A 273-nucleotide genomic window follows, 5' to 3' on the forward strand; every position below is an offset into this window, starting at 1 on the left:
CTTCAGCACTTAGTAGAGTTGAGTAAAGAAGATGGAATGACTTTAGAAAAGGCTGCTAAATTGATTGTAAAGGAGTATGGCATCGTTAATAAGAAAGAAGAAACTGAAGAAGCAAATCCGATGCCGTATCATGTGCAGTATCAACTTCACCAACAATATAGCGCTATGGTAGCGGAACTTAATAGGGTGCAGCAAGCAAATCTATTAGAAATGGAAAACAGATTAAGTGATTACATGGATCAACGGAATACATTAATGGAGGAAGATATGAGG

The 273-nt window shown here is 37.4% G+C and carries 1 pseudogene; it reads left to right on the forward strand.

Annotated elements, in window-relative coordinates:
• Positions 1–273: pseudogene (locus JDS96_RS31080) on the forward strand (DUF3967 domain-containing protein); the annotation flags it as partial.

Origin of the sequence: Bacillus cereus group sp. N21, assembly GCF_016483395.1 — a bacterium.
GTDB lineage: Bacteria > Bacillota > Bacilli > Bacillales > Bacillaceae_G > Bacillus_A > Bacillus_A pseudomycoides.